Source organism: Pseudomonas mandelii, assembly GCF_006438925.1.
Taxonomy (GTDB): domain Bacteria; phylum Pseudomonadota; class Gammaproteobacteria; order Pseudomonadales; family Pseudomonadaceae; genus Aquipseudomonas; species Aquipseudomonas mandelii_C.
This window is the reverse complement of the sequence record NZ_RCZA01000006.1, coordinates 221850-236063: the sequence shown is the minus strand read 5'-3', so window position 1 is coordinate 236063 and position 14214 is coordinate 221850. Positions and strand designations below refer to the sequence as shown.

Sequence of the window (14214 nt, the reverse complement as noted above, 5' to 3'; positions counted from 1 at the left end):
GGCCAAGGGCCCGCGCCAGTACAATCCAAGGAGTTTTTCTATGCGCTGGAGCAATCATCTAGCTCAGCTTTGTGTGTCTGCCAGCCTATTGCTGGTTCCGTTCGTTGCCCAGGCAGCCTCGGAAGACGACCCTTGGGAAAGTATCAACCGCCCGATCTACAAGTTCAACGATGTGCTCGACACCTATGCGCTGAAGCCTTTGGCCCAGGGTTATCAGTTCGTGACGCCGCAGTTCCTTGAAGACGGCATCCACAACATGTTCCGCAACGTCGGAGATGTCACCAACCTTGCCAACGATATCTTGCAGGCCAAACCAGCCGCCGCCGGTGTCGATACCGCACGCTTGATCTTCAACACCACCTTCGGCCTGCTGGGCTTCTTCGATGTGGGCACCAAGATGGGCCTGCAGCGCAATGACGAAGATTTCGGTCAGACCCTCGGCTACTGGGGTGTAGGCAGCGGCCCTTACGTGATGTTGCCGTTGTTGGGTCCAAGCACGCTGCGTGACGCGCCGTCCAAGTATGTCGATGGCTACACCGGCCCGTACCCGTACATCAACGACGTGCCGGTGCGTAACTCGATCTTCGGCCTTAACATCATCGACACCCGCGCCAGCCTGCTGTCGAGCGAGAAGCTGATCACCGGCGACAAGTACACCTTCATCCGCAATGCGTACCTGCAGAACCGTGAATTCAAAGTCAAAGACGGCCAGGTCGAAGACGATTTTTGATCTCGACCGGTAAAGAGAGGAAGGCGGCCAGTGGCCGCCTTCTTTCGTTTGGCTTTCCGGGCTGGTTTTACTGATGGGTTTGAACCTTCCATTACGTTACGGTTTTGCCTGTTCTTATAACTCCCGGTGATTTGAAATGGAAAGACGTCAAGCGACCATCGGCGTGAGCTTGAAACGCCCCGCGGATGGGAGTACCGTCTGCGCCTTAGAAGGGCACCTCTGGTGTACCTGTGTGTAGGGCAAACGCTCGAAAACAGTGCAGTAGAGAGGCTAGAAAGCGAATCCAGTAGTGTGAGCCGGGACAAAGCCCCTGCCTGCTACGCCAACCTAATTCTGGCGCCGTTTGCCCACATGCCAAAAACCAGTGCCACGCTGCTGATAATCGATGATGACGAAGTAGTGCGCGCGAGCCTCGCCGCCTATTTGGAAGACAGTGGTTTCAGCGTCTTGCAGGCCAGCAATGGCCAGCAGGGTCTTCAGGTATTCGAGCAAGACAAGCCCGACTTGGTCATCTGCGATCTGCGCATGCCGCAGATGGGCGGACTCGAACTCATCCGACAGGTCACCGAGCTGTCGCCACAAACCCCGGTTATCGTGGTTTCGGGCGCCGGCGTGATGCACGACGCGGTCGAGGCCCTGCGCTTGGGCGCAGCGGACTACCTGATCAAGCCTCTCGAAGATCTGGCTGTGCTCGAGCACTCTGTGCGCCGGGCCCTGGATCGTGCGCGCCTGCTGCTGGAAAACCAGCGCTACCGCGAGAAGCTGGAAAAGGCCAACCGCGAGCTCGCCGCCAGCCTGAACTTGCTCCAGGAAGACCAGAACGCCGGTCGCCAGGTGCAGATGAACATGCTGCCGGTCAGCCCCTGGACCATCGACGAGTTCCAGTTTGCTCACCAGATCATCCCGTCGCTGTACCTGTCGGGTGATTTCGTCGACTACTTTCGGGTCGACGAGCGTCGTGTAGCCTTCTACCTGGCGGACGTTTCCGGTCATGGCGCCTCTTCAGCCTTCGTTACCGTGCTGCTGAAGTTCATGACCACACGCTTGCTGTTCGAATCCAAGCGCAGCGGTACATTGCCGGAATTCAAGCCTTCAGAGGTCCTTGGTCATATCAACCGAGGCCTGATCAGTTGTAAGCTGGGTAAACACGTCACAATGGTCGGTGGAGTCATCGACGAGGAGACAGGTTTGCTGACCTATAGCATCGGTGGTCATTTGCCGTTGCCTGTGTTGTACACGCCAGACAGTGTTCGTTATCTGGAAGGGCGTGGTCTGCCGGTGGGCCTCTTCAATGAAGCCACCTACGAAGATCACGTGCTGGAACTGCCGCCGACGTTCAGCCTGACGCTGATGTCCGATGGCATTCTGGACCTTTTGCCAGAACCTACACTCAAAGAAAAAGAAGCGGCTTTGCCCCAACGGGTCAAGGCAGCGGGCGGCAGCCTGGATGGTCTGCGGCAGGTTTTTGGATTGGCCACGCTAGGGGAGATGCCGGATGATATCGCCCTGTTGGTGTTGAGCAGGAATCTTTAATGAGTACCGGTAGAATCCAGTTCGCCGAGCAGGATGGCACCTTCGTCCTGAAGTTCGTCGGTGAAGTTCGCCTGACCCTGTGTTCGGCGTTGGATGCGACTATTGAGCGGATCTTCACGGCGTTGAACTTCAACGCAATCGTGATCGACCTGACCGAAACCCGCAGCATCGACAGCACCACCCTTGGCCTTTTGGCCAAGCTGTCGATCCTGTCGCGGCAAAAGGTCGGCTTGCTGCCGACCGTCGTCACCACCCACGAAGACATCACCCGTCTGCTGCAGTCCATGGGCTTCGAGCAAGTGTTCAACATCGTTGACCGCCCGATCCCGTGCCCTGAGTGCCTGACCGACCTGCCAGACCAGGATCAGTCCGAAGAAGTGGTGCGGATCAAAGTGCTCGAAGCGCACAAGATCCTCATGGGCCTGAACGACTCCAATCGTGAAGCATTCCATGATCTGGTGAACGCCCTCGAGCGTCACTGATTTCATAAGCGGCCGCGCACAAAAAAGGGCGAACCTGTGAGGGTTCGCCCTTTTTGCGTTTGCTCTTGTTGGATCAGAGCTTGGCTTGCAGCAATGCTTCTAGTTTTTCCTGGTCGCGAGCGAACTGACGAATACCCTCAGCCAGTTTCTCGGTCGCCATCGCATCCTCGTTGGACAACCAACGGAACTGCGCTTCATTCAAGTTCAAGCGAGCTTCACCGGCATGACCCGGGGCCAATTTGCGCTCCAGCTTGCCAGTATCCGCCGCCAGCTTATCGATCAGATCCGGGCTGATGGTCAGGCGGTCGCAACCGGCCAACTGCTCGATCTGATTCAGGTTACGGAAGCTCGCACCCATGACCACAGTCTTGTAGTCATTGGCCTTGTAGTAGTTGTAGATGCGCGTCACCGACTGCACGCCCGGATCATCCGCGCCGGTGTAGTCGTTGCCGTTGGCTTTCTTGTACCAGTCGTAGATGCGACCTACGAACGGCGAAATCAGGAATACGCCTGCGTCAGCACAAGCCGCAGCTTGAGCGAAGGAAAACAGCAGCGTCAGGTTGCACTGAATGCCTTCCTTTTCCAGAATCTCGGCAGCGCGGATACCTTCCCAGGTGGAAGCGATCTTGATCAGCACGCGGTCGCGGCCAATGCCGGCCTTGTCGTACAGCTCGATCAGACGGTGCGCACGCTTCAATACGGCGTCAGTGTCGAACGACAGGCGCGCATCCACTTCGGTGGAAATACGGCCTGGGATCACTTTCAGAATTTCTTGCCCTACCGCAACGCCAAAACGGTCGCTGGCCAGGCCCACATCGCCCTTGCAGTCGCTGACGCAAGCGTTCAGCAACTCGGCATAACCGGGAATGGCCGCCGCTTTGAGCAGCAGGGAAGGGTTGGTGGTAGCGTCCACGGGTTTAACGCGAGCGATAGCTTCGAAGTCGCCGGTGTCGGCAACCACGGTGGTCATTTGTTTGAGTTGTTCCAGCTTGGAAGTCATGGGCGTGCTCTGTCCTATGGGTCTAATGACATTACCCGAGCGCTGACAGCCACTCAAGGGTGCATGTACGTATCGAGGGCCTCAGCGGCAACAACCTGAAAACGGCTGTTTGAATGGCGGGGCGCGGTATCGGTAAATACGATGCCAAATCAGACCACAGGTTCAACCGGTCTGACGGCTAACGCGGCTTAATGCCGATGGAGCTGAGGCTAAGTGGCATTGTTCAAGATGAAATACGTCTTCCACGCCTCCATGCATTCCTGAGCGAGCTCAAAACAGCATTCATCGCCACGTTCAGTCTCAATTCTTGCCTCGTCGATGCTCACGATCGAGGTAGTCCCAATTGGACCGACAGTCATCGTAGATTTGATCATGAAGACTCCAGGCACCGACCCGCTTCGCAACTTTCTATCAAGCTTGCTGTGCTTAAGCTTGTTGCAGACGTCGGCGCATATTCTCAGTGCAGGGCTTTGGCTTTTGTAGTCTTCCACGTTGCTGAGCGAGCTGTAGCTAGGGGAGTGTTTCACCCAGTCTTTGAGGTGATAACAGACCTCGAAGAAGCTAAACAACTCGAACTCGATGTTCCCACCATAGGCCGGAAAGATGCCATCGCGGATAGGTTGAAGTTTGTTGAATTGATACTGAAGGCGAGCTCGGTGGTATTCCATGTCTCTCCTGGGCGTGTCGGGCTACGAATGCAAAGCGGCTGATCTGAACGTGCCAAGTCAGGTCAGGCGACGCATGCCTGCCGTCTTGGCAGCCTTGCTGTCGAAGGTGACGATGTACTCGCAGCCTGCCGCGTTGGCGCTGCGCTCAATCAAGCAATCTGCGAAGTCAGCGTTGGCCTGTGAGTAACTACGCAGCGCCTGCCAAACAATTTCGGAGTTTTCCACCGTCAATTCACGAGTCCGCAAAAGCGTTTCGAGGACTGTAATGATCTCGCTTTTTGCGCTCTCGTAGCAGGATTGAAGTACCCAGACCAACTCGACTATCGAAACCATCGTGATGAACCCAGGAGAAGCTATCGTTAGCGACTCAATCAGTTCGGAGGCTTTAGCTGACTGCTTTGGATCATCCTGAGCGACATACCTGACCAGTACGTTGGTATCCAGACCTATCATATGGCTTTGGATCCTTGTACTGCGATGGCCTGGTTCATGTCCTCGATGCTTACAGCTTTAGCGGGCTTGCGTATGAGTCCTTTGAGGTCGCGAGCCGAATGAGTCGCGGCCATAATGGCGAATTTACCATCGCCTATGGCTACAAATTCAATGCGATCCCCCGTGTCGAGACCAAGAGAAGCCCGAACCTGTGCCGGAATGGTGATTTGTCCTTTCGAGGTCAGTGTGGCGGTTGCCATGGTGGATACTCCGTCAAGTCAGCTTTTCCTTACATTAGGGTAAGGATTTTTGGAAATCAATGCTCAACGGAACGGGGAACGATGGGCGGTGAAAACGAAGCTGATCCTGGAACAGACCAGCCGCTTCGGTAAAGACGCATTATCCCGGCACAACAAACACGGGCTGGAGGAGTTGGCCAGCGCGGCTGATCAACGCCCCTCCAACAACTCCGCCGCCTGGTCCAGCAACACCAAAGGCTCTTTAGCCTTATGAATATCCACCGACAACAACTGCCGAAACTTGCGCGCCCCCGGAAACCCGGTACCCAGCCCCAGCACATGCCGAGTGATGTGGTGCATCGAGCCGCCCGCATCAATATGCGCCGCTATATAAGGCCGTAGCTGCGCCAGCGCCTCCGCCCGGCTAATCACCGGCGCCGTGCTGCCGAACAGCTGCTGATCCACCTCAGCCATCACATAAGGGTTGTGATAAGCCTCGCGACCCAACATCACGCCGTCGAACGTCTGCAAATGCTCGTGACAGGCTTCCAGCGTCTTGATCCCGCCGTTGAGAATAATCTCCAACTCCGGAAAATCTGTCTTCAACCGCGCCGCCACGTCATAACGCAGGGGTGGAATGTCGCGGTTCTCCTTCGGCGACAACCCCTCCAGAATCGCAATCCGCGCATGCACCGTAAAACTGGTGCACCCGGCATCCCGAACCGTACCAACGAAATCACACAACTGCTCGTAACTGTCCCGGCCATTAATCCCGATGCGGTGCTTCACCGTCACCGGAATCGACACCGCATCCCGCATCGCCTTCACACAATCGGCCACCAACTGCGGATGCCCCATCAGGCACGCACCGATCATATTGTTCTGCACCCGATCGCTCGGGCAGCCGACATTCAGATTCACCTCGTCGTAACCGTGCTCCTGCGCCATGCGTGCGCACATCGCCAGATCCAGCGGCACACTGCCGCCGAGTTGCAGGGCGAGCGGGTGTTCGGCGTCGTTGTGGCGGAGGAAGCGGTCGTGATCGCCGTTGAGGAGTGCGCCGGTGGTGACCATTTCGGTGTAGAGGAGGGCGTGTTTGGAGAGTAGGCGTAGGAAAAAACGGCAATGCCTATCAGTCCAATCCATCATCGGGGCGACGGAGAAGCGGCGGGAGAGCGGGGCGGGTGTGGCGGTGATTGGGGGCATTGGCGGTTCTGAGATGGGTGAGGCTGGGAGGTGGGGAGTTTATCAGGATTGGGGTTGCAGGGTTTAGGCGAGCCTTTCTGCGATTGTTCTGTGTTGGTCTCGGAGTGCCCGTGGGCGGAGGGGCGTCCGGGTGGGCGCCCCGTTGTGACATCAGGACGGTTCAGCATCCATACGGCGCGCAATGACATCCAGCACATCGCATCCATCGCGCAACGGTATGCAGCAAAGCATTGCGAAGTCACTGAGAATCACCGAGTCCGTGGTGATGTCGCCGCGCATCGCGAGGTTTTCCAGGATCTGCGTTACCGCACCAATTCGGTAGCGTGCGGTGCTAAGCAGTGAATGCAGCGGTTGGGTGGTGTTTACATACAGCGAGGGAAGGTCGTCGGCGTTGCTGGTTAAAGCCATATATTCTTTCATGAGTGGTTACCAATTGTAGGTGGAAGACCTACCACTCAATTGTCGCCAAACAAAAGGGTGGTAGCTGTACGCGGGTTGGCGAACCGGACAATGGTAAAACCGGCAGACCCGAAGGTCTCCCACGCACAGCCACCAAAAAACAGGTAGCCAAGTGCGTTCAGAAACCCTCCGAGAAGAGCTCGGAGGTTTCTTTACCGTTGTCATCGAGTCGCCAAACCCGATACGTCATATGGACGCGGATCGGACTATAGGCCTCGTGACAAAGGCTCAGCAATGCGCAAGTGTACGGACAATTCCCAGAGTCGTGTAGGACGTTGCTCTTTTGACAGTTTGTCTGGGGAACACCCATTTTTACATCAGGAAACCGCAGTACCTGAACCAACGCTGTCGCCCCACCAAATTTCATAATTCCTGGTGGTCTCTCGGCATAGGATGACTACCTAAGGTCACCGCGCTTCCAACCCACAGGAAACTGAAAAATGATCTCGAACCTCTTCAAAGTCGCTCTGATCGCCGGTGCATTGCTGTTGAGCGCCTGTTCGGGTGCAAGCACCCATAGCGAATATTCGGAAGCCACCCTGCCGTCTGCCGGCTTTGGCCCGGGGCCTACCAACAACCCCAATAAGATGAATTTCCATGGCAGTGCGCTCGGCAACAGCTTCGGCGAGTACAGTTCGGGGTTGTTGCACGACGATTAACGGCGGAAGTGTTTCCGCCGTTTTGCGTTTTGCGTTTTGCCTGATGTGCCGTGTGCTTTAGGTTGGCGACTGCTGCGCAGTCGGACGCAGGCTTCGCCAGCTGCTACATGGATGGTGTACGTGCGGTTATTTGGGCTCGGGTGTCGCTATCCATTGGCCCAATACTTTTTGGTAGTTGCCTGTGACTTTGGCTAGGTGTAGCCACTGATCGACGTACAACTTCCAAGTCATGTCATCGCGCGGTAGCAAGTAAGCCTTCTCGCCGTATTGCATGAATTGCTTCGGGTTCACCGCGCACAGACCGGGTTTGAGTTTCTGCTGATACAGCGCTTCCGAAGCATCGGTGATCATCACGTCAGCCTTCTTGTCCAGCAGCTCCTGGAAGATGGTCACGTTGTCGTGAAGGCTCAATTGCGCTTTGGGTAGAAAGGCGTGAACAAAGGCTTCGTTGGTGCCGCCTGCAGGTTCGACTAAACGAACCGAAGGCTGGTTGATTTGTTCGACGGTTTGGTACAACGCCTGATCTTCGCAGCGCACCAGCGGGATTTTGCCGTCGACGTCCAGCGTGGTGCTGAAGAAGGCTTTTTTCTGGCGCTCCAGCGTGACTGAGATGCCGCCGACGCCGATGTCGCATTTGCCCGCCAGCATGTCGGGCATCAGGGTTTTCCAGGTGGTCTGCACCCATTCAACCTTGACACCCAGGCTGTCGGCCAGCGAACGGGCCATGGCGATGTCGATGCCCGAGTATTCGCCGTCCTCGGCTTTGGAGGTATAGGGCTTGTAGTCGCCCGTCGTACACACGCGCAGTTGGCCTTGTTGGATGACGTTGTCCAAATGCGATTGCTCTGCCTGAGCGCCAAACGATAGAGCGAGCAGGCCACCGAGCATCATTGTGCTTTTTATGTTTTTCATTGTTATCCGGCTTCCATGATGGAGTGGGGGCTGAGAGTACTTACTTTCTGCCGCACCGCTCAACTTCATCCTCGCCGGGGCGGACTCAGTGACAGCAGCAACTTGACCCGCCGCAGCCAGATTTCTTCTTTACGCCTTCATGTTTGTCTTCTGCCAGTACGCTTGCTGGATACCCTGCCTCCTTCAGTGCCGATAACAGAACATCGCTCTCGGCATCTCCAGTCACCTTGACCCGACCAGACACCATATCGACAGTCACTTCACCCACTCCGGCGAGCGGCTGTAACGCGGCGTTGATGTGTTTGACGCAACTCCCGCAGCTCATGCCTTCGACTTGCAGTTCAGTACTGTTCATTACGTAAACCTCTTTTACTGTGAGTGGCAGGTGGTGTGATGAAGTAGATCGATGGTTGACCTTGCCACGATGTTAAGGTCAAGCGCTTCTTTAAGAGCGTTAGTTGCTCATAGGCATCTTCATCATGCTCGACTGCTGATCCATCATTTTCATCATCATGCCCATCATCTGGTCTGATGGGTCCTTGCCGCCGGACATGCCTTTGCCCATTCCCATGCCTTGGCAGTGGTTGTGCATCATGCCCATGCTGTCCTTCATCGTGGCCATGCCTTCCTGCATGGCGGCCTGGCGTTCGGCCGGGGTTTTGGCGGCGATCATTTTTTTGTGGGCCGCCTGCATTTTTTCCATCTGTTCGCTCATGGCCTTGTCTTGCGTGGTGGCGGTGGCGGTGGCCGGTGTGGTTGGCGGTGTGTCGGGGTGATGTTCGTCGACGGCCAGAGCAACCAATGGGCTACTGATGAGCAGTGCGGCGACGAGTGCTTTGAAGTGTGTATGCATGGCAATCTCCAGTGAGTTGCGCTAAAGAGGCGAAGCCAAAGGGGGCGGCCGGAATTCCGGGCGCTCGGAGGACGGTTTTAATTGTTGAAGCGAACGAAGCGCAGGCGTGCTGGCGGCCACAGTGCGAGCACTTGGCGGATCAGCAGCGGTAGGTGAGTGCGGAACCAGAGCATAGTGTGTACCCGATCCGAGGGATTTTCTTGAGCTTAATCCCGATCAAGAGGCCGTCATTGATCCATATCAAGTGATCCCCCTTTACGTTACTCCGCGCTCATTTCCATCTCTGGACTCAATGTCCCCAACCAGGCAACCAACCCCACAATCAACACTGCCGCCACCAACTCCACTACCACGCTGCGCCGCAATGCATTCGCCGCTACCTGGTATTGCCTGTCCCGCAGCGACCGCTCCAACAGTGACCCAAGGTGAAACCGATTCAACGCGGCCAGCACCAGCATCCCGGCAAACAACCCCACTTTGATAAAAAGCAAAATCCCGTAGGTACTGAGAAACACCTCGTCAAGTTCAGGGCCGACGATGAACAGGTAGTTCACGACTCCCGTCACGGTGATCACGACCACAATCACCGCGCCCACCCATTCAAACCGCTTAACAGCACGGACCAGCAGCCGGATGTGCTCTTCGCTTTGCAGTGAGTTGATCCTCGCTAACAAGGCAAATGCGATCAACCCACCCAGCCACGCCCCCGCCGCCAGCAGATGCAAGATGTCGGTGATGAAATGCCAATACCGCCGGCTACCTTCATCCATCGCCCCATGACCGCTCCAGGCCAAGCTGGCGAGGGCGATGCCTCCAGCAGCAGACGCGATCAGCAGACTGACGCCGGGCGCCCGTTGGTTGAACATGACCGCCAAACTGCCGACAACCAGTGCAACAATGCGAACCGTCCAGGCCAACCCCACGTCCGTCTCAAACACCATCATCTCGATATGCGGACGCAGCTCGGCAAAGTTCGTCTCACCGCTCATGGCCCTGGCCATCATCACCATGCTGGCGACGGAAAACAGCACACCCAGCACCGCCGTTCCCACCAACATTGACCGAAACGGTAACGCCGCGCCCGATATCCGTTCCTGTCCTTTAAGGCTATAGAGCCCAAACAGCGCCACCCCAAACAGCAACATCAAATCCACATACAACCCAAAGCGCAGTGCAATGCTGACCGAGTCGCTCATCAATCACTTCACTTTGAACGTAACGTTGCCGGTGATCGGGTGAGTGTCCGACGACACCGCGCGCCATTCGACTTTGTAGGTGCCGGCAGGCAGTGGCGAAAGCGGTGTGATGACCATGGTTTTCGGATCGCTACCCCCAGAGACTTTGGCTTTCATGGGCATGGGGGAGTGCGCCATGCCGGGCATTTCGGTCATGACCAGTTTCGCGCCGGAAAACTGGGTCATGAGGTTTTCCGAGAAGTGCAGTTCGACAGTGCCGGGTGCCGCGCCATCCGCACCTTCTGCCGGAGTGGAGGAAAGCAGTTTTGGGTGCGCTTGAGCGAGCGCGCTCATGAGCAGCCCAATGGCAACAGCGGTAGTTTTAATCATGCGCATGCAAGGCCTCTTACCGCTTTAAGCGGTTGTTTTTTTGGTTGTTGAGTTAATGCGTTTAGAACCACAGGCGAACACCGAGGACCAGGCGTGCTTCGCTGCGATCCTCACCTTCATCGTTGGCGTAGTCGGCGGTTTTGCCGTAGGTCCGGTTCCAGGTCATGCCGATATAGGGCGCGATTTCCCGGCGGATTTCATAGCGCAGTCGCAGGCCGGCTTCGGTGTTGGATAACCCGGAACCGATACCCCGTTGCGGATCGTTTTTGCCGTAGACATTGAGCTCGGCGGTCGGCTGCAGGATCAGCCGGTTGGTCAGCAGGATGTCGTAGTCGCCTTCCAGTCGCGCGGCGGTTTGGCCGCCTTCACCGATGAAGGCGGTGGCTTCGGTTTCGAAGTTGTACAGCGCCATGCCTTGCACGCCGAACGCGGCCCAGGTTTGCGGGTCGCCAGGTTTGAAATCCTGGCGAATGCCGGTTACCACGTCCCACCACGGGGAGATTGCGTGCCCCCACAGGGCCTGGATTTCGGCGTCTTCGGTTTTGCCGTTGGTGCGTTCGCCTTCGGAGCGCAGCCACAGGCGATCGATGTCGCCGCCGATCCAGCCGGAGAGATCCCAGGCCAGAGTGCTGCCGTTGTCAGCGTCCTGCCATTCGAGTTTGTCGGCGAGGAAGTAATAGTTGAGCGCGGTGTCATGCACGCCGTGGCCGGTCGGGCTGGCATACACGGCGGCCCGGTCGGCATCGGTCAGCGCCGGGATCGGCGTGCGGCTTTCGGTCGGCGCGGCGGGCTGCATCTGGCCGTCGTCCATGCTTTGCATTTGGCTAGGGTCCATGCCCTGCATCTGGCTGTGATCCATGTTCTGCATGTCGTCGGTGGCGGCCATCGCCGAAGAAAGTGTCAGGCTCGCGGTCACGAGTGCCAAAGAGAGGGGGGTGAGTCTGGTCATGGGTAGGCGTCTCATTCTTCCACGCGAACTTCACGGAACATGCCCATTTCCATGTGGTACAGGAGATGGCAGTGATAGGCCCAGCGGCCGAGCGCATCGGCGGTGACCCGATAGCTGCGTCGGGAACCGGGCGGCATGTCGATGGTGTGTTTGCGCACCATGAACTCGCCGTTCTCATCTTCGAGGTCGCTCCACATGCCATGCAGATGGATCGGGTGGGTCATCATTGTGTCGTTGACCAGCACCACCCGAACCCGCTCGCCATATTTGAGGCGCACAGGTTCGGCGTCGGAGAACTTCACACCGTTGAACGACCAGGCAAATTTTTCCATGTGGCCGGTGAGGTGCAGTTCAATCGTGCGGCTCGGGTCGCGGCCGTCCGGGTCTTCGAAGGTGCTGCGAAGGTCGGAATAGGTCAGGACACGGCGGCCGTTGTTGCGCAGGCCCAGGCCGGGATCGTCGAGTTTGGGGGCGGTGGTCATGGCTTGCATGTCTACCAGTGGGTTGTCTTTTTCCGTCTCCGGATGAGACTGCATACCGGGCATGGCCATGGTGCTGTGATCCATACCCGCCATGCTGCCGTGATCCATTCCACCCATGCCCATGTCATCCATGGTCACCAGCGGTCGACGGTCCAGCGGCGGTACCGGCGCGGATAAACCAGCCTTCGCTGCAAGCGTGCCGCGTGCAAAGCCAGTCCGATCCATCGACTGGGCGAACAAGGTGTAAGCCGCTTCGGTCGGCTCGACAATCACATCGAAGGTCTCCGCCACCGCAATGCGAAACTCATCGACACTCACCGGTTTGACGTGTAGCCCATCCGCAGCGACCACCGTCATTTTCAGCCCGGGAATGCGCACGTCGAAATACGTCATGGCGGAGCCGTTGATGAAGCGCAGGCGCAACTTCTCGCCCGGACGGAACACGCCCGTCCAGTTCGAGTTCGGCGCCTGGCCGTTCATCAAGTAGGTGTAAGTCGCGCCGCTGACGTCGGCCAGGTCGGTGGGGTTCATCTTCATTTCGGCCCACATCTTTCGATCGGCGATCGTGGAACCCCAACCTTTCTCGCTGACGTCGTGGATGAAATCACCCACGGTGGGCTTGTTGTAGTTGTAGTAATCGGACTGCTTTTTCAGCGTCTTCATCAGGCCGACCGGATCTTCATCGGTCCAGTCGGTCAGCATCACCACGTAATCGCGGTCGTACTGGAACGGCTCCGGTTCCTTGGCGTCAATCACCAACGGCCCGTAAACGCCGGACTGCTCCTGAAATCCCGAATGGCTGTGGTACCAGTAAGTGCCGTTCTGCCGGACCTTGAACTGGTAGACATACATGCCATCTGGCTCGATGCCGTGAAAGCTCAGCCCCGGCACGCCGTCCATGTTGGCTGGCAGCAAGATGCCGTGCCAGTGAATGGAGGTGTTGTCCTTGAGTTTGTTCTTCACCCGCAATGTAACTGTGTCGCCTTCTCGCCAGCGCAGAAGGGGCCCGGGAATACCACCGTTGATGGTCATCGCGATACGCGGGTTGCCCGTGATGTTGACCGGGGTTTCGCCGATGAGCAGGTCGAAATCGGTGCCCTCCAACACCTGAGGCGCGCCAGGACTGGTGACCGCCCAGACAGGCGTGCGCCATAACCCGAAGCCGCCGAGGAGCCCGCCCACGGCCAGCCCCTTCACGAAGGTGCGTCTTGATGTGTTGGAATGCATGCCGTTTTCCCGGTCCGTCAGCGTGGAGAGCTTGACGACGAGGCTAACGGGCGGTGCCTTTCAGCAGGCTGAGGCGGGGATTACAGTTTTGACAGGTTCATGCCGTATTTATTGGCGTGTACCGGGCGTTGACGCTGCGGCCACAGTGCCGCTACCGCAATTGATATACGAAGACGACTTCAACCAGCGCTGATCCGGATAGTAAGAAAACAACAACTGCCCATCTTTCATCGAATCAATCAACTTATGCGCAATCGCCGGCCGCACAGCCGGACAACCCAGGCTTCTACCGATCCGGCCATTCGCTCGGGCAAGAACCGGACTGACATAGGGCGCCCCGTGAATAACGATCGCCCGCTCAAATGCGTTGTCATTGAAACCCGGCTCCAGACCTTCCATGCGCAAGGAATAACCGTTCTGGCCGACATAGCTCGACTGGGTGCGGTACAAACCGAGGCTGGTGGCAAAGCTTTCATTCTGGTTGGAGAACTTGACCGCCATGTTCTCGCCGCTGTTGCGACCATGGGCAACCAGTTCGTGGAACAGTAATTTACGTTTCTTCAGATCGAACACCCACAACCGTTGTTCGGTCGAAGGCAGTGAGTAGTCGATGACAGCAAGTCTTTGGACAGGTGCTTTACCTTGGGCCAAGCTGCATTGGGTAGCGCGTACGGCCAGCCCGATGACTTTGGCGTTGGCGCCAGGTGCTGCTTTGAGCAGCGCGGCTTCAAGCGAATCGGCGTAGGCTGCCGGTACCGAAACTAACGTCAGCAGCAAGGCCGAGAATAGGAAACCAAAGCGGTCTAGTGCCATATGTA

At 57.2% G+C, this 14214-nt stretch carries 18 protein-coding genes; 4 read left to right on the top strand and 14 right to left on the bottom strand.

Annotated features, from left to right (window positions below; translation table 11 throughout):
- Nucleotides 1-40: 40 nt before the first annotated feature.
- From EAH74_RS15795 to rssC, 3 genes are all read left to right on the top strand, one after another.
- Nucleotides 41-730, top strand: coding sequence for an MlaA family lipoprotein (locus EAH74_RS15795; protein ID WP_140679689.1), 690 nt, complete (start codon nt 41-43; stop codon nt 728-730).
- A gap of 351 nt (nt 731-1081) precedes the next feature.
- Nucleotides 1082-2263: a two-component system response regulator RssB gene (gene rssB / locus EAH74_RS15790; protein ID WP_140679687.1), complete on the top strand. Its 1182-nt coding sequence runs from the start codon at nt 1082-1084 to the stop codon at nt 2261-2263.
- Nucleotides 2263-2745 carry an anti-sigma factor antagonist RssC gene (gene rssC, locus EAH74_RS15785; protein ID WP_007935262.1) on the top strand — a complete coding sequence of 161 codons (483 nt, stop codon included), beginning with the start codon at nt 2263-2265 and terminating at the stop codon, nt 2743-2745. Before rssB ends, rssC begins: the two co-directional genes overlap by 1 nt.
- A gap of 73 nt (nt 2746-2818) precedes the next feature.
- On the opposite strand, the gene tal is transcribed toward rssC, so the two are convergent.
- The 6 genes from tal to EAH74_RS15755 form a co-directional block, all read right to left on the bottom strand.
- Nucleotides 2819-3745 carry a transaldolase gene (tal, locus tag EAH74_RS15780; RefSeq protein ID WP_140679686.1) on the bottom strand — a complete coding sequence of 309 codons (927 nt, stop codon included), beginning with the start codon at nt 3743-3745 and terminating at the stop codon, nt 2819-2821.
- 209 nt (nt 3746-3954) lie between these two features.
- Nucleotides 3955-4413 (bottom strand): hypothetical protein, encoded by a 459-nt coding sequence (locus EAH74_RS15775; protein ID WP_140679685.1) that lies wholly within the window; start codon nt 4411-4413, stop codon nt 3955-3957.
- Between the two features lie 57 nt (nt 4414-4470).
- On the bottom strand, nt 4471-4866 hold the full coding sequence (locus tag EAH74_RS15770; protein ID WP_140679684.1) for a PIN domain-containing protein: 396 nt from the start codon (nt 4864-4866) through the stop codon (nt 4471-4473).
- Nucleotides 4863-5105: an AbrB/MazE/SpoVT family DNA-binding domain-containing protein gene (locus tag EAH74_RS15765; RefSeq protein ID WP_140679683.1), complete on the bottom strand. Its 243-nt coding sequence runs from the start codon at nt 5103-5105 to the stop codon at nt 4863-4865. The genes EAH74_RS15770 and EAH74_RS15765 overlap by 4 nt, the downstream gene beginning before the upstream one ends.
- 189 nt (nt 5106-5294) lie before the next feature.
- On the bottom strand, nt 5295-6290 hold the full coding sequence (gene dusA / locus EAH74_RS15760) for a tRNA dihydrouridine(20/20a) synthase DusA (RefSeq protein ID WP_140679682.1): 996 nt from the start codon (nt 6288-6290) through the stop codon (nt 5295-5297).
- 150 nt (nt 6291-6440) lie between these two features.
- Nucleotides 6441-6710 (bottom strand): hypothetical protein, encoded by a 270-nt coding sequence (locus tag EAH74_RS15755; protein ID WP_046047769.1) that lies wholly within the window; start codon nt 6708-6710, stop codon nt 6441-6443.
- 479 nt (nt 6711-7189) lie between these two features.
- Here EAH74_RS15755 and EAH74_RS15750 point away from each other — a divergent pair, with 479 nt between their 5' ends.
- Nucleotides 7190-7408, top strand: a complete 219-nt coding sequence (locus EAH74_RS15750; protein ID WP_033061890.1) for a hypothetical protein — start codon at nt 7190-7192, stop codon at nt 7406-7408.
- 126 nt (nt 7409-7534) lie between these two features.
- Here the strand turns inward: EAH74_RS15750 and EAH74_RS15745 are convergent, their stop codons facing one another.
- The 8 genes from EAH74_RS15745 to EAH74_RS15710 all read right to left on the bottom strand — a co-directional run bounded on the left by EAH74_RS15745 (nt 7535) and on the right by EAH74_RS15710 (nt 14209).
- Nucleotides 7535-8320 (bottom strand): transporter substrate-binding domain-containing protein, encoded by a 786-nt coding sequence (locus EAH74_RS15745; protein WP_140679680.1) that lies wholly within the window; start codon nt 8318-8320, stop codon nt 7535-7537.
- Between the two features lie 85 nt (nt 8321-8405).
- Complete coding sequence (locus tag EAH74_RS15740) at nt 8406-8675, bottom strand: heavy-metal-associated domain-containing protein (protein WP_140679679.1); 270 nt, start codon at nt 8673-8675, stop codon at nt 8406-8408.
- 99 nt (nt 8676-8774) lie between these two features.
- On the bottom strand, nt 8775-9173 hold the full coding sequence (locus EAH74_RS15735; protein ID WP_140679678.1) for a hypothetical protein: 399 nt from the start codon (nt 9171-9173) through the stop codon (nt 8775-8777).
- 260 nt (nt 9174-9433) lie between these two features.
- A complete protein-coding gene (copD, locus tag EAH74_RS15730) occupies nt 9434-10369 on the bottom strand; it encodes a copper homeostasis membrane protein CopD (RefSeq protein WP_140679677.1) in 936 nt (311 codons plus the stop codon).
- Between the two features lie 3 nt (nt 10370-10372).
- Complete coding sequence (gene copC / locus EAH74_RS15725; protein ID WP_008151329.1) at nt 10373-10744, bottom strand: copper homeostasis periplasmic binding protein CopC; 372 nt, start codon at nt 10742-10744, stop codon at nt 10373-10375.
- A gap of 55 nt (nt 10745-10799) precedes the next feature.
- Entirely contained in the window at nt 10800-11687 is an 888-nt protein-coding gene (locus EAH74_RS15720) for a copper resistance protein B (protein WP_140679676.1), read from the bottom strand.
- 11 nt (nt 11688-11698) lie between these two features.
- Complete coding sequence (locus EAH74_RS15715) at nt 11699-13396, bottom strand: copper resistance system multicopper oxidase (RefSeq protein WP_140679675.1); 1698 nt, start codon at nt 13394-13396, stop codon at nt 11699-11701.
- A 108-nt stretch (nt 13397-13504) separates the two neighbouring features.
- On the bottom strand, nt 13505-14209 hold the full coding sequence (locus EAH74_RS15710) for a murein L,D-transpeptidase catalytic domain family protein (RefSeq protein WP_140679673.1): 705 nt from the start codon (nt 14207-14209) through the stop codon (nt 13505-13507).
- Nucleotides 14210-14214: the final 5 nt, after the last annotated feature.